Source organism: Vagococcus fessus (assembly GCF_003987565.1).
Lineage (GTDB): Bacteria > Bacillota > Bacilli > Lactobacillales > Vagococcaceae > Vagococcus_D > Vagococcus_D fessus.
The window spans coordinates 1-23,240 of record NZ_NGJY01000001.1 but is presented as its reverse complement, the minus strand read 5'-3'; the positions used below and the strand labels follow the sequence as shown (position 1 = coordinate 23,240).

Here is a 23,240-nt window from a genome sequence, read left to right as displayed (position 1 = left end):
CATATTTTTCACCTCTTTTTAGTCCTCTTTAATGATTAATTTAGGCCATCTAATCTGCCAATCCTTCGACACTACTCTCTTTTTATAATACGCTAAATGAGTTAAGGACTCACTAAAACTAGGTGTTGGTCGCACTATCCCTGTTATATTATCTTCCCATCCAAATGGTGCTATTAATTGTAACCTACCATTTTTGAGATACGCTCCAACAGCTGTACATCGTTCTGGAAAATTAGATATTGCATCTTCAACTGACTTGTAAGGAGTTTGGTTTGGATGATGAACGTGCATATACACTTGATTTTTTAATTCCCATTGATAGTTAGGAGTATTACTATTTAATTCTTTCTCTCGCTTCAGCGTCTCATCGTAACTCATCTCTGGATCAAAGAAAATAACATCCACATCAGTCAAAATCTTTGAGCCTTTTGAGTCCTCGAACAACTCTTGCCAAATTAAATTCCGAATAGTGCCTGCGCACAAGCATCCTTCTTTTAAATTTAACTCTTCGATAATCGTTAACACGTCCATGATTTCTTGATTATTTTCTATAATTTCTCTTACTTTAGTTTCAAACATGCTTCATCACACACCTCATCAAAAAAAGACTTGAACTTTTGTCCAAGTCTTTCTATAAGTTTCCTGATTAAAAGTTATGTTTAGTTTAACACGATTAATCGTTTAACGCTTCAATATATTTGTAGACTTCTTGTCCTGCAATACTACCATCTCCAACAGCTGTTGCGATTTGGCGTAATACTGTTGCACGAACATCTCCAATAGCATAAATCCCAGGAACTGATGTTGCCATTGTAGCATCTGTCTCAATCCAACCTTCTTCATTAGTAATCCCTAATGATTTGAATGGCTCTGATAATGGGTCTAGTCCTACATAAATGAAGACACCATCTGCATCCATCTCAGTGACATCGCCTGTCTCAACATTTTTCAAACGTAGTCCTGTCACTTGGCGGTCATTTCCTACAATTTCTTCTACCGTTGTATTCCAGATAAATTCCATTTTTTCGTTATTAAACGCACGCTCTTGTAAAAGTTTTTGTGCTCTTAATTTATCACGGCGGTGAATAACGGTTACTTTAGAAGCCACTTGAGTTAAATAGCTCCCTTCTTCGACCGCTGAATCTCCTCCACCAATCACAATTAAGTGTTTGTTACGGAAGAATGGGCCATCACAAACCGCACAGTAAGAAACACCACGTCCGCCAAATTCTTCTTCACCAGGAACGCCTAATTTACGATGTTCTGAACCAGTTGCAATGATAACTGTTTTTGTATCATAGCGTGCATCATCAGTTACAACAGTTTTATAATCGCCGTGGTCTTCAATTCCTGTGACAAAGCCATAAGCATGCTCTGCACCAAAGTTACTTGAATCTTCTAACATTTTACTTGCTAATTCAGGTCCTTGTACAACCCCAACACCTGGGTAGTTTTCAACTTCTGCAGTGTTATTCATTTGTCCACCTGGGATACCGCCTTCAAGTACCATTACAGATAACTCAGCACGAGAAGCATATAACGCGGCAGTCATCCCACCAGGTCCTGCTCCAATAATAATTACGTCACGCATTTAGACACATCCTTTAAGTTAATTTCTTCTATTACTTTAACGTTATCCTCCTACTTTGTCTACACTTCTGCCTACATTTATAACTGACAGAGTTAATAATTTTTCTGTCACTTTGACCAAATTTCTTTTTTTCTTCCATATCCCTCAGATACTATTGACTTTGAAAGCTATTACTATAAAATTACACTTAGTAGTTTTTAAAGTTATCAATTTATGAACACAAATAAAACAACCTATTATAAAGGGAGGAATTCTATGCCATCTAAATTCAAACTAAATATTTCAGATAAAGAATTGATATTTCTAAGCTGGCCAATTTTCGTAGAGATTTTTCTACGTGTTATTATCGGTAATATCAATGTCTTTATGATTTCCAGTCACTCTGAACCTGCCGTTGCGGCCGTTGGAGCAGCGAACCAGCTGCTTAACTTGTCCGTTTTTGTCTACGGCTTTATCACCGTCGGAACTCAAATCATCATCGCTCAATTAATAGGAGCGAAACGTCGAGGGGAAATTCCAACGGTTATCACAACTGCTCTATTCGGTTCCGTTGCAATTGGTGCGACAATCAGTTTAGTCTTTATCCTATTCCCTAGTCAGTTGCTTCAATTTATGAACCTTGATGCTGATTTGGTTAACATCGGAAAAGGCTACATTCAAGTCTACGGCGGAAGCTTATTCATCTCTTCGATTACTGCGACAATAGTTGCTGTTTTAAGAAGTCATGGGCTAACTCGTCCAGCTTTACTGATTCCAATGACATCAAGTATCTTAGCTGTTATTGGAAATTACTTTGCCTTGTACAGCCCATTCGGCTTACCAAACTTTGGTGTAAATGGCTTAGCTTGGGCAAGTGTTTTCGGGAATACAATGGGCTTAATCATTGCTTCTCGTTTACTTATCAAGCATGTTAAATACAACATTTTAAAAACGCATCCGAAATTATTCTCAGTCCCTTATATTAAGAGTATCCTAACACTAGGTCTGCCTTCATCAGGTGAGGCTTTCTCTTACCAAGCTGCTCAAATCGTCGTAACGATGATTGTGGCATCTCTTGGTCAAAGTGTTCTCGTTGCTAAATCATACATCACGGCGATTACACAATTTGTCTACCTGATTGCCAATTCATTAGCACAAGGGAATCAAATCATGATTGGACGTAAAGTTGGGGCGCGTGAATTAGATGATGCATACACACGTGGGATTCGTACGATTGTCATCGCCACATGTTGCTCACTTGTGATTAGTATTTTAACATTCATCTTCATTGAACCAATCATGGGAATCTTTACTACCAACCCTGAAGTTATCGAAATTGCAAAATGGGTCTTCTTAGTAGATATTCTGCTTGAAGCAGCTCGCTCAATTAACATGGTGATGGTAAATGCACTTAATGCCTCTGGCGATGTCAAATTCCCATTATTCGCAAGTTTAATGGTCCTTTGGGTAATTAGCTTACCATTCTCTTATGGTCTAGCTATCAAAGCTGGTCTTGGTTTAGTTGGTGTATGGATTGCCTACTCTATCGATGAAATACTCCGGAGTTTCTTAATGATTTACCGGTGGAAATCAGGTGTCTGGCGTACCAAATCAACTATCGTTCAAAAATAAAAAAAGTGTTCCCTAACGGGAACACTTTTTTTATTCGCTTTTTTGTAGACGATACATATCGTAGTACAATCCCTCTTGTTCAATCAATTCATCATGATTACCACGTTCTACGATTGAGCCTTTTTCTAAGACTAAAATCAACTCCGCATCACGAATAGTTGAAAGACGGTGAGCAATCGCTAAAGTTGTCCGACCTTTACGCATTCGTTTCAATCCTTCTTGAATTAAACTTTCGGTCTCTGTATCAATATTAGCTGTTGCTTCATCTAAAACTAAAATCTTAGGATCCGTTACAATCGTTCTAGCAAATGAAATCAATTGACGTTGCCCACTAGAATAACTGGCACCACGCTCAATAACTTTCGCATGATAGCCTCCCGGTAATGATTCAATAAATTTATCTGCTTGAACAAATTCCGCAGCTGCTTTAATTTCCTCATCTGTAATAGTTTTATCTAACAACCGAATATTGCCAGAGATATCACCGTAAAACATAAAGGCATCTTGTAAAACTAACCCCATCTTACGACGAAGCTCCTCCATTGGGTACTCTCTAATATCACGGTCATCAATTAAAATCTGACCTTCATAGAATTCATAAAAACGCATCATCACATTTATAATCGAACTTTTACCACTTCCTGTATGACCTACTAAGGCCACTGTTTCACCTGGATTTGCGACAAAGCTAATGTTATTTAAGACGTTATGTTTGCCATCATAAGAAAAGCTCACATTACGAAATTCAATTTTACCTTCTACTATTTCTTCACTTGCATCAGGATTTTGACTTGGTGCTAATTCGTCATAATCCATAATTTTAAGGATACGGCTTCCTGCTACCATTCCATCTTGAAAGACACTTAGAGAATCCATCATATTAATCATCGGTTGGAAAAACGCACGAACATAAGAAATAAAGACAAAAATCAGCCCGACTTCTAATGGTTGAGTCAGAGATGAATACCCAAAATAACCAAGTACCATCGCAATCGCTAACGCAACTAATAAGTTGATAATCGGTGCTAAAAGCAATGAATTGGTCTTAATCATTTGGAAACGCGTTTTTAAATACTCATCATTTGTCTTTTCAAACTCTTCTTCTAAACGTTTCTCTTGTCTAAACTGCTGAATAATACTCATACCTGAAATCGATTCGTTTAACTTAGTATTCAACTGACTTAACTTTTCACGCATATTACGGTAAACACGTGAGCTGAATTTTTGGTAAAACCAAATCACTAATATTAAAACAGGTAAAAATAACAGGGCTAGTCCAGCTAGCGTTGGACTAATCGTGTACATTGCAATAACAGATGTTGTCACACTGAAAATTCCAGTTAAGACGTATAAGAAAACGTACCAGAAATCAAATAACGACTCGGTATCATTCGTTACTCTAGACACTATTGAACCAGCTGGCGTTTGGTCAAAGTAACGCATTCCCATTGACTGAACTTTTTTAAACAACTGACTTCTAATATGTTGGAAAGTATTTGTCGATGCCACAGAATACAAGTACAGTTGAAAGAACCAAATAAAAGCTTTAACCATAGTTGCAACCAAGTATAACAAGGCAAAATATAACACAATTTGTGCCGTTGCACTCTGTGGTTTTAGATAGCCATCTATTAAGACTTGGATGATTTTAGGCATCATAATATTAACAATTGACAATACAATAGATAATACAATAGAGGTTATAAATTGCCATTTAAAAGGAGTCGCATAGTGTAATAATCGTTTGACAATCGTCACTTGTTCTTTGACTGGTATTGATTTAGACCAGGCATTTTCATTTGTCTGATTTTGATTACTCATCGGCGCTACCTCCTTCAATTTTATTTTCTAATTGCTGTTGTTCATACATTTTCGTGTACCAGCCGTTTAATGCTAGTAGCTCTTGATGAGTCCCACGTTCAATGATTGTTCCCTCATCAATCACAATAATTTCTTCTGCATGCATCACACTACTTAAACGGTGAGCTGCAATGATTGTCGTTTTATTTTGACGTTCTTCTTTTAGATGACGTAAGATTTTTTCTTCTGTTTTTGCATCTACAGCTGACAGTGCATCATCTAAAATTAGTAGTTCTGGTTCTGTAATAACAGCTCTCGCGATAGATAAACGCTGTTTTTGTCCCCCAGATAATGAGACACCACGCTCTCCTACCATCGTATCGTAACCTTCTGGCATTCCTTTAATATCCGAATGAACTGCCGTTAACTCTGCAGCAGCTTCCACTTGGGCTTGCGTGGCTCTAGGTTCACCAAAACGAATGTTATCACGAATGGTCATTGAGAATAGGAAATGATCTTGTGGGACATACCCAACAGCATTTAAAATCGAATCAAATGAATACTGTCTGATATCCGTCTCGCCAAAAGTAATGTTTCCTTTATACTGGTCATATTCACGCATAATTAATTTAAGAAGTGTGGTCTTCCCTGCACCGGTCTTACCTACAACTCCTAAAGTGTGACCTTCTGATAAATGAATTGCGATGTCTTTTAATGTCGCATGCTCTGACTTATCATAGCTAAATCTGTCAATATTAATCGCTAAATCACCTTTAGCTGGTGCTTTAATCGCATTATCAGGCTCAATAATAGTTGAACGTTCTGAAAGTAATTCTTGAACACGGTCGTAACTCGCATTCCCTTTTTCCATAACATTAAACAAACGACCTATGGCAAACATTGGCCAAATTAACATTGAAATATAATCAATAAATGTAACTAGCTGTCCGATTGTAATATCACCAGACATAATAAAACTACTCCCTACAATAATCGTTAAAATATAAGATAACCCAATAATTAATGTAATAAGCGGGTCAAATAGTGAATCTAAACGCATAACTTTTTTTATCTTACCAATAGCGTCATTAATTTTTGAATCAAACTCTTCGATATCTTCTTTTTCTTGACCAAATGTTTTAATGACTTTAATGCCCGTGATACTTTCTTGGGCCTTATCGTTGATACTTGAAAAAGCCTCTTGTTGCACTTTAAAAGCATCGTGTAATTTACTACCTAATTTTCTAGAAGTAAACGCTAGTAAGGGCAGTGGGATTAAAGCAATTAGCGTTAAACGCCAATCGACAAAGAAAATCATTGCTAAGATGGTTACTCCGCCATTCACCATTGAATCAGCAAATGTTAAAATACCTGCTCCTGCTACATTTTGAATAGCCGTCAGGTCATTGGTCGCATGAGCCATCAAATCTCCTGTACGGTATTTTTGATAAAACTGATTGTCCATCTCTGTAAAATGATGGAACAATTGGCGTCTCATATTTTTTTCGAGCTTAGCTGCACTTCCCCAAATATTTGTACGCCAGATATAACGTAATAAATACTGTAGAATACCGACGACAACTAATAATCCAATCCACATCGCCAGTCGTTTAACGGTCAACTTTCCAGTACTGATTTCATCAATAACTAAACCAATTACACGTGGCGAAATGATTTGTAGAAAAGAAACTAAAATCAATGACGTGACACCAATAATGTAAGCTTTTCGTTCTTGTTTAAAGAACCAGCCTAATTTTTTGAAAATACTCATTCTATCTTTCACTCCTTTACCTGTTTTTAGGATAAAGAAAAAACGGATAGACGTAATCTACCCGTTTTTTAATCTACTAAACTAAGCCAACTATTTTTTAGTTGGTTTAGAGGCTTGATTTTTCATACTTTGTGCCATTTGACGAATTTTTTTCTCAGATGGTTTTTGTCCCATTTGCATCATCATCATACGCAACATATCCTCATTAACGGGAGGATTTTTTTTCAAATAGTCTTCCATATATTTACGTGCAAGGAAGAATCCTGCTACTGCACCAATAATTAACGCTAAGATAACTAATAAAATAACTAAACCTGTGCTCATTTCTTTTACTCTCCTTCCTTTAAACTCATTGTGACTTACTAATTAATTGTACTAAAAAAGCCACCAAATGGAAAGTTAAAACTTATAAATTATAACATTGTTTTTTACTTCATTAGTCGTTAGCAATATCTTCTAACAGATTTTCATTGAACACACCTGAACGTAACATCGCGATTTCATGTTTGTAGGGTGCTTTAGCTGTTTTTTTGTCCTCACCAACATAAGGCGTTTCAAGAATTTTTGGTAAATTCTCTAATTTAGGATGATGAACGATTTTATTCAATGCCTCGAAACCAATTTCACCAAACCCGATATTAGCATGACGGTCTTTATGCGCTCCTCGAACATTTTTAGAATCATTAACATGAATAACTTTCAATTTATCCAAACCGATTATACGGTCGAATTCATCTAAAACAGCATCAAAGTCTGTCACATCATACCCTGCATCATGAATATGGCACGTATCTAGTGTTACCGATAATTTATCTTTAAGAGTAACGCCTTCAATAATAGCCGCAATTTCTTCAAACGTACGCCCAATTTCAGTTCCTTTTCCTGCCATTGTTTCAAGAGCGATTTGTGGAATTTGGTCTTCGGTTAGAACTTCATTTAAGCCCTTAACAATTTGAGCAATCCCAGCTTCCGGGCCCGCTCCCACGTGTGCACCTGGATGCATTGTGATTTGTGTTGCACCTAAAGCTTCAGCGCGTTGAATTTCTTCTCTTAGAAATTGAGTGGCAAAAGGGAAGTTTTCTGGCTTGATTGTATTTCCTAAGTTAATAATATAAGGCGCATGAACGACCATATCTGAAAGTCCAGCTTCTTTCATCATTAATTGACCTTTTTCAATATTCATATCTTCTATTGCTTTACGTCTTGTATTTTGAGGTGCCCCTGTATAAATCATAAACGTACTTGATTCATAACTCGCTGCTTGTTCAGCTGCACCTAATAACATTTTTTTACCACTCATACTTACGTGTGATCCTATTAACATTTTATTTCCTCCGATACACTCTATATTTAAACTTATTATCGATTAGTATTACCCTACAACTTTAAGCTATTTTCTACTACAGAACAACCTTATTGCCTACTATTTTTGCACAATTTATTAAGTTTTTATGTAATATCCTTCTATTATCAAACAGAACAACTACAAATACTAGGAATGACTGGTATTTTTTGCTATAATTAACTAATATATTTTAGATTTCGAGGTGGAAAATTCGTGTCAATGTTTAAAAGACGTTCAATAAATCGACAACAAGACAAACAGTCTCAAAAAGTAGCAGTGATTGATTCCCCTGCAACACTCTTTAATGTTATATTTGGGGTTTTAAAATCTCTTATTTTCTTCTTTATCTGTATCTTTGTATTATTAGGTGTATTAGGTATTGGTATTGGTGCAGGTTATTTTGCTTTCCTAGTATCAGATACCAACGTCCCAACAAAATCTGAATTAATTTCAAAGATTAATAATTCCGCTCAGATTTCAAAAATCACTTACCAAAATGATGAAAAAGTATCTGATATTAAATCTGACCTACTCAGAACGAAGGCAGCATCAAAAGAAATATCACCTTTAGTTAAACAAGCTTTAATCTCTACAGAGGATGAAAATTTCGAACGACATGAAGGTGTCGTACCCAAAGCAATAATTCGTGCACTCGTATCTGACTTAACAGGTTTTGGTGGCGCATCTGGTGGTTCAACAATCACTCAACAATTAATCAAACAACAAGTATTAACCAATGAAACATCATACAAACGTAAAGCCAATGAAATATTACTAGCATTAAAAGCAGAAAAATATTTTACCAAAGATGAAATAATTACCGCCTACCTGAATGTTTCACCTTTTGGTAGAAATAACTCCGGACAAAATATTGCAGGGATTCAAGAAGCAGCATTTGGTATTTTTAATAAAAAAGCAGCTGATTTGAATCTACCTCAAGCCGCATTTATCGCTGGCCTACCTCAAAGTCCAATTGTCTACAGTCCATTTGATGGTGCTGGTGATATTAAAGAGGAAGACAATCTATCTTTTGGTTTAAAACGTAAAAATCATGTGCTGTTTAACATGTATAAAGAAGGGTTTATCAAACGTGGTGAATATGAAGAGGCACTTTCATATGACATCACCAAAGACTTTAAACCTCAAGAAAATATTCAAGCTAATACAAGTAGTTTCTTATACCAATATGCGTTTCACGAAGCTGCATTAAAATTAATGCCCATCTATTATGAAGCCGATGGTTTTAAACGTAAAGAAGTAGAAGAAAATGAAGCTAAATTCCAGCGCTATTACGATATTGCAACACAAGAATTACGAAATGGTGGTGTTACTGTAAAAACTACGATTGATCAAAAAGTATACACTGCACTTCAGGAGGCTGAAGCAACCTATGCACCGAAAATCGATGACGGCCGTGGAACTATTCAAAATGGTAGTGCAATGATTGATAATCAAACAGGACGAGTAATCGCCTTCGTAGGTGGTCGTGATTTTAAATCAAATCAAAACAATCACGCTACTCAAACAAGACGTTCACCTGGTTCAACAATTAAACCACTCATTGCTTATGCACCTGCTATTGATGTAGGTTTAATTGGTAGCGAATCAATGTTATCCAATAACTCTAGAAAATACCGTGATGGACACCAACTTAGAAACTACTCTGGTAAGAAAACCACTGGTTTTGAAACAGTTCGCGAAGCCCTACGTGTTTCTGATAACGTGCCTGTCGTAGAACTTTACCAAGAGTTACTTAAAGTAGCGAATCCAAAAGATTATTACGATAAAATGAATATGGTTATGGATGAAAAAGAATTTAAATACGAATCTATTCCCGTAGGTGGAACAGATTATGGACCTACCGTTTTGGAACAGACCAATGCATTTGCTACTTTAGCTAATGAAGGAAAATACGCTGAAAATTACGTGATCGATAAAATCATAGATAGTGAAGGTAATACTTTATATGAACATAAAGTAAAACCTGTTGAGGTATACTCGAAAGCAACTGCCTCTATTATGAATGATATGATGAGAGACGTTGTTAATAAAGGAACTGGTGTGGATGCCAAGAAATATATGGAAGAAATGGCAAGCGGTGCTCATAAAGGCGACTGGGTTGGTAAAACTGGTACATCTCAAGAATTCAGAGACTATTGGTTTATCGCTTCAACACCTGGTGTCACAATCAGCTCATGGATAGGTTACGATGATAATACCCCTCTTTATAAAGAATGGGATAAACGTAATAAAGAGCTTTGGGCCCGTCTAACAACTGCTGCCTATATGGCAAATCCTGACCTATTTAAAATTGATAAAAAATTCAAACTAGATACAACTGTAAAAAAAGAAAAAGTTTCTAGTTTTACTGGCCAAAAACCTGGTAAAGTAAAAGCAAACGGCTATACACAACAAACGCCTGGTAAGGAGATTGACTCACTTTGGGCCAAAAAAGGACCTGAAAAATCTACCTTTAGATTTGGTATTGGGGGTACTGATCAAGACTACAAAGATGCATGGAATAATCCCTATGGTTCCGTTACTTCCACACCGCCTGTAGCTTCACCTGCTCCTACACCAGCACCAGCACCAGCTCCGGCTCCAGCTCCAGCTCCGGTTCAAAATTATAATAATGGCTACACGAATTATAACAATTATAATACCTACAATAATGGCTACACGAACTATAACAATAACTATAGACGTTAAAAAAAAGCTTGAGGATTTCTCCTCAAGCTTTTTTATTTAGTTGAACCACGTTTTACAATATTATGTGGCAACACAATTGTTTTTTCTTCTACATCTTCTTTATTCATTAATTTAGTCAAAAGACGCATTGATACAGCACCCATATCATATAATGGTTGACTAATACTCGTTAAGCGAGGTCTCGCCATGTCAGTTAATACAGTATTATTACTTGTAATAATTTCAAACTCTTCTGGTACTTTAACACCCTTATCTTGTAAGCCATTCATAATTCCTACTGCTAATTCATCATCTACAATATAAGCTGCAGTTGCCCCGCTATTGATAATACGCTCGGCAAGTTTTTCTCCTGCTTTATATTCATAAGGTGTTTCAAAAACTAACCCTTCAGTAAATGTTAGTTTTGCTTCTTTCAAAGCTTTTTTATATCCTGCTAAGCGATCTTGACCGTTAATTGGATCAACTAATGCGCCACTGATAAAGGCAATTTTTTCATGTCCATTTTCTGCTAAAACAGCTGTTGCTTCTTTAGAGGCAGCATGGTAATCAATATTAACTGATCCAACTTGTTTATCCGGATCAATTGAACCTGCAAGTACAACAGGTGTCTTAGAACGTGAAAATTCGGCTCTGATTGAATCTGTAATATGATGACCCATGAAAATAATTCCATCTACTTGTTTTGCTAGCAGGTTATTTAAAACATTTACTTCTTTTTCATCATTACCATCTGAATTAGCTAATATAATATTATACTTATACATTGTAGCAACATCATCAATACCACGTGCTAATGATGAGAAATAAATATTACTTACATCAGGAATAATAACTCCTACCGTTGTAGTTTTTTTACTTGCTAAACCACGAGCTACTGCATTAGGACGATAATCAAGACGATCAATTACCTCTAATACTTTTTTACGCGTTGCTGGTTTTACATTTGGATTACCATTGACAACACGAGAAACTGTCGCCATTGAGACATTTGCTTCACGCGCAACGTCATAAATTGTAATTGTTTGTTTTTCCATAATAATTCTCCTTTAATTTAGCAATAAAATTCCAAAAATCTAGTTTATGAAAACGTCTCTTTTTTTCTGAAAAATCTATTTACATTTCTTTAAACTAAGATTAACAAATTTCCATCACCATTGCAAGCGTTTTTATTCATATTTTCATGAAACTTTATGTTTTCTTTCAATAAAGAAAAAAAGAAAACCATTATTAAGAATAATGGTTTTCTTTTAAGCTATAAAATCTGATTAATAAACATAATAGGATTATTCGTTCCTTTAATCTTCTTTTGTTACATCTTCTAATATTTCATCAACTGTATCAGAAACTTCTTCAGCATCCTCTGCTACTTCTTCAGTTGTTTCAGACAAATCAATAATAATATCTTCTTCTTTTTCCTCTAATTCACGGTCCATCAGATCCATCGCTTCTTCAAACGACATCATATCCTCATCTGTTGATGGTTTAACTTTTTTAGCAAGCTCAGAAGATTGATTTTTAATAGTTGTAAAAGCATCATTAGATGTTTTTACCGCTTTATCTTTCAATGTAGACGCCTTACTAATTGCCTGATTGACGAACTCTGGATTATTTTCATTAGAAGTAAAGTCATTCGTTTTTTCTGTTAACTCATCTCTTAAATCTTTACCTGATTTTGGTGCAAATAATAAAGCTGCTGCGGCTGCCGCTGCTCCCCCGATTATTAAACCTGATAAAAAGCCATTTGATTTTTTACTCATCCTAATTCCTCCTAAGACTTATTTTTTGAATGTTTTCCATGCTGTACGACTTAATTTTGTTGCAAGAGAAGCTTTTGCTGCATTAGAACCAATAACACCAACTTTACTTGCGACATTACGACTTGATTCATTTAAATCTGATACGCTAGTACTTAAATCGGCCACTGCTGTAAATAACGGATCAATTGTTTCTACTTTTTGATTAACATCTGCTAATAATGTATTGCTCTTCATCAATAAATCTTCTACTTGAATTGTTAAAACATTAACATCTTTTGTTACTGATTGAATTGTTGTATTTGTTTCATCAATCATTACCGTCGCCTTTTCAATAGCTTCATTTGTTGACGTAATTGTCTTAACAATTTTTGGTAATGTCATAACACAACATATTATGATTACGATAACTAAAATTACAAACGCAATTGCTGCGATTAATGCTGCGATTTCTCCACCTGTCATAGTTATAATCCTTTCTCTACGTTCTATGTCTATTTTTCATTATTAGCATACCACCTATGGTAAAATATCTCAATTAAAAAAAGAATAAAGCTCCTATTTTAGAATTTTTCTTTTTTCTGATACAATAAAAATAAGGAGTGATTATATGAATCTATCTAATTATTATTTATTAAATTTTGTGGTCTATGGTGAAACAACTTCCAATGATACTACAGAAAAAATTTCAAATCTAAAAAGGGTATGGCAATCTATTGATTGGGATAACTTTATTTCTCTCTCTCTTTCTAAAGGCTTTAGCTTAATCCTTGCACTATTTATCATTGCACTCATTATGAAACTCGGAATCCGCCTCATCAAAAAAGGATTTGCTAAATATAAAAAAAGAGACATCTATAGTGCAAGCCGAGTTGATACTCTAGAGAAACTAACCACTAATGCCTATCAATACACACTCTATTTTGTACTACTTTATACTATTTTATCCATCTTTGGAGTTCCTGTCGCCTCATTAATTGCTGGTGCTGGTATCGCTGGTATAGCAATTGGGCTTGGAGCACAAGGATTTATTAATGACCTATTAACTGGCTTCTTTATTATTTTGGAACGCCAAATAGATGTTGGTGACCATGTCATCATTGGAGAAATAGAGGGCTTTGTTCAGGCTGTTGGTCTGAGAACAACACAAGTCAAAGGTGCAGATGGTACCCTTCATTATATTCCAAATGGACAGATTACTATTGTAAGTAACTTGTCTCGTGAGAACATGCTAGCGCTCATTAAGCTACGTATAAAACCTGATACTGATATACAAAAAGTATCTGACATTATCGCTAAAGTTAACGATGAACTTCTACCTCGCTATCCAGAGATTAAAGAAGGCCCTATCAACAAAGGGCTCGTTGACCTTGGAAATGGGAACTTTGCGATTAAAATTATTATCTATACTCTTAATGGGAGTCAATTTAAAGTTCAAGCTGATTTCTTAGAGGCTTATCTAGAAGCTTTAACTGAGGCTGGTATTGAATTACCACAATCGCCACTTCCTCTTACCCCAATTTAAAAACACCTGCCAAATGGCAGGTGTTTTATTTTTCAACTAATTCATAAGTACTTTCAAGTGAATGGGCTAAATGGTTAACCGATTTTAAAATTTCACGTCTTGTCACAATTCCCGCAAAACAGTTCTCATCATCAACGACCGGTACAAATGGGTGATCCACTAGTAAATGCATAATATATTCAATATCATACGGTAACGAGATAGTTTTGATAGTAGTATCCATCACATCTTTTACCAAGCGATCATTTAAGTTATCCGGATCAATTTCTGTTAAATCAAACATAGCATCCATTATGTGAGATAAACCAATTAAACCAACTATCTCACCTTTTCTATTTAGAACTGGAATTCTGCTATAACTCACTTTCGACAAAACAAGTAAGGCATGGTTTAAAGGATTTTCATCCATGACATGCGCCACTTTTTCATCTGGAATTAAAAAACAGTCCTCATTTTCTAGCAGTAACTCTTTAACTTTATTTCCAATCATGAAAAATCCTCCTTAACCACTTTAGAACTCCTCTTAATTTTAACTTATATCAGTAATAGTTCCATTATTTTCACTATTCCTTAAGACAATTTAATCTTTTCGAAAGTTTCGTGACAATTCTTCAATACATTTATGATTTCGTTCATAATACGACACACTATATCCTTGTTCTGTCGTCTCTACAATCGCATAAGTCTTATATGAATACATCCCTCTCGGCTGTGAGATACTTCCAGGGTTTAAGATTAAGACATCATCTATACGTTCCACACCTAATTTATGAGTATGACCATAGAAAGCAACTGTAGCACCGACTTCTTTTGCACGGTAAACAAGATTATTTAATGTTTGATTAACATTAAGTAGATGACCATGAGCAATAAAAATTTTGTCTTCTTTCATATCAACTAACTGTTCTTTTTTGAAGCGAGGGTCAAAATCACAGTTACCAGTCACAACAATAAAATCTTGCCACAATTCATCTGTCGGTTCTAGTTCCGAATCCCCACAGTGAAACATGCCATCAACCTTACCTCTATAGGTATTAGCTAAATCAACTAAACAATCACGATCGCCGTGGTTATCACTTACCACTAAATACTTCATATCTTAAACTCCTTTATACCACTCATCCCAAGCACTATCTAATGCTTTAATAGCTTGTGCTCTATGACTGATTTTATTTTTTTCAGAACCTGATAATTCTGCCATTGTTTTATTTAAAGAAGGCACTAAAAATAACGGGTCATACCCAAAACCATTATCGCCACGAGGAATAGCTAAAATTTCACCTTTAACTTCTCCTTCAACCACTAAACTCTCTTTACCTGGAGCTGCCACAGCAAGTGTACAGTGGAATTTAGCTATTCGTTCTGTTTGTGGGATATCTGTTAGCTCATGCATTAATTTGGCATTATTGGCAGCATCACTTTTCAATTTACCCGCATATCGTGCTGAATAAATACCTGGTTGCCCATTTAAAGCATCGACCATCAAACCTGAATCATCTGCCAAAACTAAACAATTAAACTGTCTAGAGATTGTTTCTGCTTTAAGTAATGCATTTTCTGCGAATGTTTTGCCTGTTTCTTCTACTTCAGGTACATTTGGGAAATCTAATAAGGTTTTGACATCCAAACCTTTTTCCTTGAAGATAGCTTCAAATTCTTTTGCTTTTCCTTTATTTCCTGTAGCGATTAAAATAACAGATTCATCTCCAGCTTCCATATCTGTTGATTGAGGAGCTAATACTTCTTTTTGTTTAGCAATTAATTCTTTTATCCCTAAATCTCCAACTTGTAAGAGTTGATTTAATTCTGCTACTGTAAACGTTGATTCTTCTCCAGTTCCTTGAATCTCTACAAACTCTCCAGATTCTGTCATAACAAGGTTCATATCCACCGCTGCAGCTGAATCTTCAACGTAGTCTAAATCTAGCACTACTTCTTTCGTGGGAAGTACCCCAACACTAACAGCTGCCAAGTGTTCTTTTATTGGATTTTCTGTTAACTCACCTGATTCAATCAATTTTTCAATAGCTAATGACAAAGCGACGAATGCTCCAGTAATACTCGCAGTACGAGTTCCACCATCCGCTTGGATAACATCACAATCGACGATGATTGAACGTTCACCTAATTTTTCTAAATCAACAACACTACGAAGTGAACGGCCGATTAGACGTTGGATTTCCATCGTACGCCCTGTAAGCTTCCCTTTCGCGCTCTCACGTCTGTTACGCGTATTAGTCGCGCGTGGTAACATGCTGTACTCTGCCGTCACCCATCCGCTACCTTGCCCTCTTAAAAAAGGAGGGACTCTGTCTTCTAACGTCGCCGCACAAAAAACCTTTGTATCTCCAAAAGAAATTAAAACAGAACCTTCCGGGTGTTTTAATACATCTTTTTCAATTGTTACTTTTCTCAATTCATTATAATCGCGACCATCATGTCTCATTGATAATTCCCCTTTTTAATCTTGCTCTATTTTTGCTTTTTTAACTTCAACGTTTGATAATCCTAGCCAATCGGCAGCAATTTCTTCAAACATTGACACTGAACCTGTGGCATAAAATTCATGTGACAGGTCATTGCGTTTAGCTGGTGCTGCTATTTCAAAATAATCTAACAACATACTTATATGATCCACAGTCTCTGCTCCAGAATCAATTAGAGAAACACCACTTCCCATGACATTTTGAACCAATGGACGTAATAACGGGTAATGTGTACAGCCTAAAACTAAGCAATCAACCTTTTTTTCTTTTAAAGGTTTCAATGTTTCTGCTACCACCATTTTAGCAAGTGGTGTGTCATATTTTTTACTCTCTACAATAGGAACAAACTTAGGACAAGCTAGCTCTATTACTTCTGTATCAGGGGACTTCCCGTTTATAGTATTCCCGTAGGCATGGCTTGCTACCGTTCCTTCTGTACCGATAACTGCAATCCTATTATTTGAAGTACGTTTTATCGCTTCACTGCTACCAGGTAAAATTACTCCAATTACCGGTATATCAATTTCTTTTCTTAAAATATCAAGAGCCACTGCTGTTGCCGTATTACAGGCAATCACTAACATCTTAATATTTTTTTCTAATAAAAACTGCGTCATTTCACGCGTATATTGAATCACTTGTTCTACAGGTCTAGGTCCATAAGGGCAACGAGCCGTATCGCCTAAATAAATGACTTTTTCATTCGGTAATTGACGTAACGATTCTTTAACTACTGTTAAGCCACCTACTCCCGAATCAATAAATCCAATAGCATCAAGATTAGACATACTATTCCCTCATTTCTTTTTATTCTAACTACTCTATTTTCCCTTTTTTTGGCTGAGTTTTCAAGTGATTTGGCTAGTAATTAACAAACTATTAGACTTTATCATCTTGAACATCTAGCAATTAACTGTTATTTAATATAAAATAATAAGTAACTTAAAAATATGGAGGGTATTTCATTGAAAAATATGATTAATCAACTACAAAAATTCACATTACTTAGAATTTTAATCTTTATTGTCATTGGTTTTTTAGTTGTTTTAAAACCAAAACTAGTCTTTACAAGTATTATCTATACATTAGCCGCCTATTTACTTTTGATTGGGATTTTAAATCTCATTCAAGCAATTAAAGCATCAAAAGTCACACATACAATTTTAGGGCCTGAGTTTATTACAGCGTGCATGTACTTTTTATTTACTGTGATCGTACTTATTTTCTCAAAAGTCATTATTAGTATGCTGCCTTTTGTACTCGGTATTTTAATTGTTCTAAATGGTTTAGTTCAACTAACTACTGATCAAACTATTAAAGAAGTTAATCCTAGATATAGACTTGGTCATAATATCTATAGTGTCATTATTATTATTGCCGGCGTCTTACTTATATTCAATCCATTCTCAAGTATTATTCTGTTATTCAGAGTCTTCGGAGGAATCCTAATATTTATCGGTGTATCTGAAGCTGTAAGACTTTTAATGCAAAACAAGCAAAACTACTAGAACAAAAAAGATGGAAGATTATTCTTCCATCTTTTTTGTTCTAGTTTTTTAAAATAAAAAAACAACTAAACCGAAGTTTAGTTGTTTAAATTAGTAAAGTTATGGAATTAAGCTTTAACGATGTTAGTAGCTTGTAATCCACGTTGACCTTCTTCAACGTCGAAAGTCACTGCTTGACCTTCTTCTAAAGTTTTGAATCCTTCACCTTGGATAGCTGAGAAGTGTGCGAACACGTCTGAACCGTCTTCTTGAGTGATGAAACCGAAACCTTTGTCTGCGTTAAACCATTTTACTGTTCCTTGAGCCATTGTTGTTTCCTCCTGTTGCGCATAGCGCGTTTTATTGCAATAAATATCGATGCTACAAAAGAGGTGTCTCAAAACAATAAATGTTTAGCAACCTGCATGTGTATCTAACTTATTACATACTTAGTATACCTCACATTTATTAATAAGTAAAGGACTAAATAACATTAAATGAAAACATTATTTTCATTTCGTTCAAATACCTACTCTATCAACTGTTTCCGTAACTAAATATATTTTTTTAATTGGAGTTGAGAATTGACTTTGTTAAAACAATAGTCGGTTAGTGCCTGGGTTACAAGATCCGCTTCATCGAAATTACTCCATGTTATACTAATTTCACCGTATTTTTTATTAAGAGTTGATAAGGCTTGTTCTATATACAAAGTTGGTAATCTAAACTGGCGTATAATCAATGATTTTTTTCCTTCTTTATCAGAAGCTTCGTCTAAAACAAGTTCGCCTATTTTTTTATGGTTTAAAATAAAATCAAAACTTTCATTAAATACATTTCTATTTTGCCATGGTGTATCTTGGGGCTCCAATTGATCTTTACTCATTTCAATGTAAATATCAGATTTATTAAATTTAGAAACACTACCTTGATAGATACCTAAATCAGTCATAATAGAATAGCCACTGGCCATGTATAATTTCTTCGCTTTTGAATTCTCTGACAATACTTCAAATTTAATAACTTCTACCCCACAAGCTTTTGCTCTCTCTTCCATTTCAGTAAGCATCGCTTTAGCAACCCCTGACTGTCTTTCTGAAGGCCTAACACCCATTCCACCGACCCAAGCTGTCACAATACCATCAAACTCTCTAACTCCTATTAAAATAAGCCCTAGAAGCTTTTCTTCATCTTTCATAATAAAAGATAGTTCTTCTGATAATCCAAACTTGTTAAATCTAGCTTTAAGTGTTTCACTTGTCATTACCATAGGAGTTGGATAATCACTAAAACAATCATTCCACAATTCCACACTCTCTATGAGACTTACCTCATTAAAATTAATAGCTTTCATAGTCACTACACTCCCTTGTCATATATAAATAAAAAGAAAAGACTAACCCACTTGGCTAGCCTTCTATCTGTCAGATAATAAGTGATCTAATTTATCATTTATTGTCTCTAATTGTCTTTGTGTTGCACGCTCCATTTTTTGAGCTGCCTCAAGACGTCTCTTTTCATCTTCTAATGCTCTCATTTCTGCTTCTAAACGTCTTTTTTCCTCAAGTGTTTTTCGCGATTGCCCCAACTCTAATTCATATTTCAAATCTAAACAATTCATAAAGAAATCAGAGAGTATCGGAATCAGATTCAGTACTAGAGGTAATAATACATATACCAATTTCGAATCCAAATCACCCTTAAAAAATTGAGCATTAAAAACTGTCAATAAAACTGAAATTATTGATAGAAAATTCTTTAGTACTTTTTTAAAGGTCGATGAATTCAATTGAGAGTTATACATATATAATAATAAGCCTGCTACTACAACTGCTACACACCCAAATAAAATTTTTACAGATAATGTCGCACTATTAATAATTTGAGAAAAACAAACATACTCAAAGCCAATTATCACAACTACAACAAACACAAGTTGAATAATTGTATCTCTTACTTTTCTTAAATTGTCGTCCATATCCAAGATAACAGTCCCTCCAAACATTTACTTAACATTTCTATTATAACAAAAATAATCATCCCAAGATAGTATCTAACTACTTCTATTAGATACTTATTAATGGAGTGATTTTTTTCAAAAAATAATTTCGTTAACTGTTTATTAATATCTTATCTCTTAATATATATACTACGACCATTCTTTAAATAATTCTATTGCTTGAGCACGCGCTACTTTATGATTCACAATAGGCTCAGGATAATCACTCCCTATCACACACTTGTACTTATATTGATCAGAAAGAGTCATCTTTTGCGGCTCATGAATATAATTATCAGGAATATTTTTCAATTCAGGTAAGTATGCTCTGATAAAACTTCCCTTTTCATCAAATTTTTTCCCCTGTGTTGTTGGATTAAAAATTCTAAAATAAGGCACCGCATCTGTGCCTGTCGAGGCGGCCCATTGCCATCCTCCGACATTACTTGCAGAATCATAATCTATTAATTGTTTTGAAAAATACTCTTCACCTAAACGCCAATCTATCAATAAATCTTTTGTTAAAAATGAAGCGACTAGCATCCGCAATCGATTATGCATCCAGCCCGTTTGGTTTAATTGACGCATCGCCGCATCAATAATAGGGTAGCCAGTCTGTCCTTTTTTCCATGCTTCAAATTCTAAACACCCCTGGTTCCATGGAAAATTCTTATACTTTTCTTTCAATTCAGTATTGTGTTGATGAGGATTTTCAGCTGAAATCATATTATAAAAATCACGCCAACATAACTCCTTCAGAAAACTTTCTTTTCCAGCACTATCTTCCATGTTCCAGGCTGTGTGCCAAACTTTTCGAATTGAAATTTCCCCTGAACGAAGATATGATGATAATTTACTTGTACCTGATAATGAAGGAATATCTCGATTCTCATCATAATCATTCATCTTTTTTAATATAAAGTCATTTAAGTATAATTCAGCCTGTTTAGAACCTACTTTATCTGAAAAATCATGTTGACTATTAAGAAGAAGTTTTTCAAAGTATTCTGATCCAGCTAAAAAATCAGTAGGATTAACAATAACTCTATCTTTAAAATTTTCAACTTTTAATTTAGAATAGACATTCTTTTGTAATTTACACCACTGCTTATAATAAGGTGTAAACATCTTATAAGAACTGCCATCTTTTTTCTTTATTTCAAATGCTCCATGTAAATGGGCATCCAATGTACTATTTATTTCAATGTTTTCTGAGTGAAAATACTCCATCATAATCTGATCCCTTTTAAACCCTTTCCCCCTCTCATCGCGATTGAAATAAACTTTACTCCAACTGGGATATTTTCTTTTAAGAGAACGAAATGACTCTAACGGTTCCCCGAATATAAAATGAATTGGGAATCCTTTATCTTTAGAACAATTAGCAAATTTTTGTAAAGCAGTAAAGAAATAATCATGATTCATCGTTCCGACTTTGAATTGGTCAGGATTAAGTTGAAACATACATAGTAGTTCATCATTATTTGTTAATTCTGCTAATGCCAATTTTAAAGCCGTATTATCATCCAAACGTAAATCTTTTCTAAACCACATAACTGATAATCCCATAAATTCCCTCCTTACTATTTTATCTTACTAAAGATTTTATAATAATAACAAGTTACGTGCTTACCCCTTTCTATTCTCTTTAATCAATAGCTACTAAGTGTGAAATATAGTTCTAAACGACTTGGACATGCAAATATATCTATACCACTGAACATATACTCTCACATCATAGAAAAGAATGAAAAAAGAAACTGATGCTATTAATCGACTTCTTCTAGATAGCTATAATGAATGCACCAATATTTTGAAAACATCTAAATAGTCTTAAATACACAAAAAAAAGAAACCTCTCGAAACGCTGTTATATCAACGTCTTGAGAGGTTTCTCTTTACTTTTAGGAAGTCCTGAAAGTACTTGTAATACCGGTGGCCGGGGTCGAACCGGCACGACCTTGCGGTCACAGGATTTTGAGTCCAGCGCGTCTGCCAATTCCGCCACACCGGCAAATTAAAAGGCGGTAACCGGATTTGAACCGATGATAAAGGTTTTGCAGACCTCTGCCTTACCACTTGGCTATACCGCCGTAAATATAAAAAAACTGGGCTAGCTGGATTCGAACCAACGAATGACAGAGTCAAAGTCTGTTGCCTTACCGCTTGGCGATAGCCCAAAAATAAAATAGGCGGATGATGGGAATCGAACCCACGCGTGTCGGAACCACAATCCGATGTGTTAACCACTTCACCACATCCGCCATATTAATATTTAATAATAAAAAGGGGCGGATGATGGGAATCGAACCCACGCATGTCGGAACCACAATCCGATGTGTTAACCACTTCACCACATCCGCCATATTTAATATTTAAAACAGGGGTAGTAGGAATCGAACCCACGCTGACGGTTTTGGAGACCGTAGTTCTACCGCTAAACTATACCCCTAACATGTAATGGAGGAAAGTGGATTCGAACCACTGAACCCTAAGGAACGGATTTACAGTCCGTCGCGTTTAGCCACTTCGCTATTCCTCCAAATGGTGGCTTGAGACAGAATCGAACTGCCGACACCTTGAGCTTCAATCAAGTGCTCTACCAACTGAGCTATCAAGCCTAATATAAAAACGGTCTGGACGGGACTCGAACCCGCGACCTCCTGCGTGACAGGCAGGCATTCTAACCAGCTGAACTACCAAACCATTATATATAAGTTTAATATATTTCTATATTAATGACCCGTACGGGAATCGAACCCGTGATACCGCCGTGAAAGGGCGGTGTCTTAACCGCTTGACCAACGGGCCTTAAGACACTATTTACTTTAAAACGGAGAGTAAGGGATTCGAACCCTTGAGACAGTTTCCCGCCTACACGCTTTCCAAGCGTGCTCCTTCGGCCTCTCGGACAACTCTCCAGGTTGATCTTACTTAAATCTATTTTAAAGTTACTCCGGCAGTAGGACTCGAACCTACGACATCATGATTAACAGTCATGCGCTACTACCAACTGAGCTATGCCGGAATAATAATATCTAAGCGTGGCAACGTCCTACTCTCACAGGGGGAAACCCCCAACTACCATCGGCGCTAAGAAGCTTAACTTCTGTGTTCGGCATGGGAACAGGTGTATCCTTCTTGCCATCGCCACCACACTTT

Annotated in this window: 21 protein-coding genes, 12 tRNA genes and 1 rRNA gene; 4 read left to right on the top strand and 30 right to left on the bottom strand. The window is 35.6% G+C overall.

From position 1 onward, the window contains the following. Positions 1-18: 18 nt before the first annotated feature. The gene (locus CBF31_RS00170; protein ID WP_126829765.1) at positions 19-579 is read right to left on the bottom strand and encodes a nucleotidyltransferase family protein; all 561 of its coding nucleotides are present in this window, start codon (positions 577-579) and stop codon (positions 19-21) included. A 94-nt stretch (positions 580-673) separates the two neighbouring features. Then, the gene (gene trxB / locus CBF31_RS00165) at positions 674-1,591 is read right to left on the bottom strand and encodes a thioredoxin-disulfide reductase (RefSeq protein ID WP_126829763.1); all 918 of its coding nucleotides are present in this window, start codon (positions 1,589-1,591) and stop codon (positions 674-676) included. A 255-nt stretch (positions 1,592-1,846) separates the two neighbouring features. Here trxB and CBF31_RS00160 point away from each other — a divergent pair, with 255 nt between their 5' ends. Continuing rightward, the gene (locus CBF31_RS00160) at positions 1,847-3,202 is read left to right on the top strand and encodes an MATE family efflux transporter (RefSeq protein ID WP_126829761.1); all 1,356 of its coding nucleotides are present in this window, start codon (positions 1,847-1,849) and stop codon (positions 3,200-3,202) included. 30 nt (positions 3,203-3,232) lie between these two features. Here the strand turns inward: CBF31_RS00160 and CBF31_RS00155 are convergent, their stop codons facing one another. The 4 genes from CBF31_RS00155 to CBF31_RS00140 form a co-directional block, all read right to left on the bottom strand. Further along, a complete protein-coding gene (locus CBF31_RS00155; RefSeq protein WP_126829759.1) occupies positions 3,233-5,023 on the bottom strand; it encodes an ABC transporter ATP-binding protein in 1,791 nt (596 codons plus the stop codon). Then, on the bottom strand, positions 5,016-6,773 hold the full coding sequence (locus tag CBF31_RS00150; protein WP_126829757.1) for an ABC transporter ATP-binding protein: 1,758 nt from the start codon (positions 6,771-6,773) through the stop codon (positions 5,016-5,018). The genes CBF31_RS00155 and CBF31_RS00150 overlap by 8 nt, the downstream gene beginning before the upstream one ends. Before the next feature lie 90 nt (positions 6,774-6,863). Next, positions 6,864-7,097, bottom strand: a complete 234-nt coding sequence (locus CBF31_RS00145) for a YneF family protein (RefSeq protein WP_126829755.1) — start codon at positions 7,095-7,097, stop codon at positions 6,864-6,866. Between the two features lie 112 nt (positions 7,098-7,209). Next, complete coding sequence (locus CBF31_RS00140; protein WP_126829753.1) at positions 7,210-8,097, bottom strand: deoxyribonuclease IV; 888 nt, start codon at positions 8,095-8,097, stop codon at positions 7,210-7,212. Between the two features lie 240 nt (positions 8,098-8,337). On the opposite strand from CBF31_RS00140, the gene CBF31_RS00135 reads away from it, so the two are divergent. Further along, positions 8,338-10,827 carry a transglycosylase domain-containing protein gene (locus CBF31_RS00135; protein ID WP_126831149.1) on the top strand — a complete coding sequence of 830 codons (2,490 nt, stop codon included), beginning with the start codon at positions 8,338-8,340 and terminating at the stop codon, positions 10,825-10,827. Positions 10,828-10,859: 32 nt separating this feature from the next. On the opposite strand, the gene ccpA is transcribed toward CBF31_RS00135, so the two are convergent. From ccpA to CBF31_RS00120, 3 genes are all read right to left on the bottom strand, one after another. Beyond that, complete coding sequence (ccpA, locus tag CBF31_RS00130) at positions 10,860-11,861, bottom strand: catabolite control protein A (protein ID WP_126829751.1); 1,002 nt, start codon at positions 11,859-11,861, stop codon at positions 10,860-10,862. Between the two features lie 261 nt (positions 11,862-12,122). Then, a complete protein-coding gene (locus CBF31_RS00125) occupies positions 12,123-12,584 on the bottom strand; it encodes a YtxH domain-containing protein (RefSeq protein ID WP_126829749.1) in 462 nt (153 codons plus the stop codon). Positions 12,585-12,602: 18 nt separating this feature from the next. Next, on the bottom strand, positions 12,603-13,046 hold the full coding sequence (locus CBF31_RS00120; RefSeq protein ID WP_126829747.1) for a DUF948 domain-containing protein: 444 nt from the start codon (positions 13,044-13,046) through the stop codon (positions 12,603-12,605). Positions 13,047-13,191: 145 nt separating this feature from the next. Here CBF31_RS00120 and CBF31_RS00115 point away from each other — a divergent pair, with 145 nt between their 5' ends. After that, positions 13,192-14,106: a mechanosensitive ion channel family protein gene (locus CBF31_RS00115; protein WP_126829745.1), complete on the top strand. Its 915-nt coding sequence runs from the start codon at positions 13,192-13,194 to the stop codon at positions 14,104-14,106. A gap of 25 nt (positions 14,107-14,131) precedes the next feature. On the opposite strand, the gene cbpB is transcribed toward CBF31_RS00115, so the two are convergent. From cbpB to racE, 4 genes are all read right to left on the bottom strand, one after another. Continuing rightward, the gene (cbpB, locus tag CBF31_RS00110) at positions 14,132-14,596 is read right to left on the bottom strand and encodes a cyclic-di-AMP-binding protein CbpB (RefSeq protein WP_126829743.1); all 465 of its coding nucleotides are present in this window, start codon (positions 14,594-14,596) and stop codon (positions 14,132-14,134) included. 90 nt (positions 14,597-14,686) lie between these two features. Next, positions 14,687-15,202 carry a metallophosphoesterase gene (locus CBF31_RS00105; RefSeq protein ID WP_126829741.1) on the bottom strand — a complete coding sequence of 172 codons (516 nt, stop codon included), beginning with the start codon at positions 15,200-15,202 and terminating at the stop codon, positions 14,687-14,689. A 3-nt stretch (positions 15,203-15,205) separates the two neighbouring features. Further along, the gene (gene rph, locus CBF31_RS00100; RefSeq protein WP_126829739.1) at positions 15,206-16,552 is read right to left on the bottom strand and encodes a ribonuclease PH; all 1,347 of its coding nucleotides are present in this window, start codon (positions 16,550-16,552) and stop codon (positions 15,206-15,208) included. 15 nt (positions 16,553-16,567) lie between these two features. Beyond that, positions 16,568-17,380 carry a glutamate racemase gene (gene racE, locus CBF31_RS00095; protein ID WP_126829737.1) on the bottom strand — a complete coding sequence of 271 codons (813 nt, stop codon included), beginning with the start codon at positions 17,378-17,380 and terminating at the stop codon, positions 16,568-16,570. A 186-nt stretch (positions 17,381-17,566) separates the two neighbouring features. Here racE and CBF31_RS00090 point away from each other — a divergent pair, with 186 nt between their 5' ends. Next, a complete protein-coding gene (locus CBF31_RS00090; RefSeq protein WP_245977911.1) occupies positions 17,567-18,100 on the top strand; it encodes a DUF308 domain-containing protein in 534 nt (177 codons plus the stop codon). A 107-nt stretch (positions 18,101-18,207) separates the two neighbouring features. Here the strand turns inward: CBF31_RS00090 and CBF31_RS00085 are convergent, their stop codons facing one another. The 17 genes from CBF31_RS00085 to rrf all read right to left on the bottom strand — a co-directional run bounded on the left by CBF31_RS00085 (position 18,208) and on the right by rrf (position 23,236). Next, positions 18,208-18,408: a cold-shock protein gene (locus CBF31_RS00085; RefSeq protein WP_126829733.1), complete on the bottom strand. Its 201-nt coding sequence runs from the start codon at positions 18,406-18,408 to the stop codon at positions 18,208-18,210. A gap of 224 nt (positions 18,409-18,632) precedes the next feature. Continuing rightward, a complete protein-coding gene (locus tag CBF31_RS00080) occupies positions 18,633-19,433 on the bottom strand; it encodes a GNAT family N-acetyltransferase (RefSeq protein WP_126829731.1) in 801 nt (266 codons plus the stop codon). A gap of 63 nt (positions 19,434-19,496) precedes the next feature. Then, positions 19,497-20,063: a hypothetical protein gene (locus tag CBF31_RS00075; protein WP_126829729.1), complete on the bottom strand. Its 567-nt coding sequence runs from the start codon at positions 20,061-20,063 to the stop codon at positions 19,497-19,499. Between the two features lie 165 nt (positions 20,064-20,228). Beyond that, the gene (locus CBF31_RS00070) at positions 20,229-21,647 is read right to left on the bottom strand and encodes a cryptochrome/photolyase family protein (RefSeq protein ID WP_126829727.1); all 1,419 of its coding nucleotides are present in this window, start codon (positions 21,645-21,647) and stop codon (positions 20,229-20,231) included. 361 nt (positions 21,648-22,008) lie between these two features. Beyond that, positions 22,009-22,092 (bottom strand) — tRNA-Leu (locus CBF31_RS00065). Positions 22,093-22,100: 8 nt separating this feature from the next. Continuing rightward, positions 22,101-22,171 (bottom strand) — tRNA-Cys (locus CBF31_RS00060). 15 nt (positions 22,172-22,186) lie between these two features. Then, positions 22,187-22,258: transfer RNA gene (locus tag CBF31_RS00055), tRNA-Gln, on the bottom strand. Positions 22,259-22,269: 11 nt separating this feature from the next. Next, positions 22,270-22,342: transfer RNA gene (locus tag CBF31_RS00050), tRNA-His, on the bottom strand. A gap of 26 nt (positions 22,343-22,368) precedes the next feature. Next, a tRNA-His gene (locus CBF31_RS00045) sits at positions 22,369-22,441 on the bottom strand. Between the two features lie 18 nt (positions 22,442-22,459). Continuing rightward, a tRNA-Trp gene (locus CBF31_RS00040) sits at positions 22,460-22,530 on the bottom strand. Between the two features lie 9 nt (positions 22,531-22,539). Continuing rightward, positions 22,540-22,620 (bottom strand) — tRNA-Tyr (locus tag CBF31_RS00035). Between the two features lie 3 nt (positions 22,621-22,623). Beyond that, positions 22,624-22,699 (bottom strand) — tRNA-Phe (locus CBF31_RS00030). Between the two features lie 11 nt (positions 22,700-22,710). Then, positions 22,711-22,784, bottom strand: a tRNA-Asp gene (locus CBF31_RS00025). A gap of 33 nt (positions 22,785-22,817) precedes the next feature. Then, positions 22,818-22,889, bottom strand: a tRNA-Glu gene (locus CBF31_RS00020). A gap of 23 nt (positions 22,890-22,912) precedes the next feature. Beyond that, a tRNA-Ser gene (locus tag CBF31_RS00015) sits at positions 22,913-22,999 on the bottom strand. Between the two features lie 33 nt (positions 23,000-23,032). Next, positions 23,033-23,106: transfer RNA gene (locus CBF31_RS00010), tRNA-Asn, on the bottom strand. A gap of 14 nt (positions 23,107-23,120) precedes the next feature. Further along, a 5S ribosomal RNA gene (gene rrf, locus CBF31_RS00005) occupies positions 23,121-23,236 on the bottom strand. Positions 23,237-23,240: the final 4 nt, after the last annotated feature.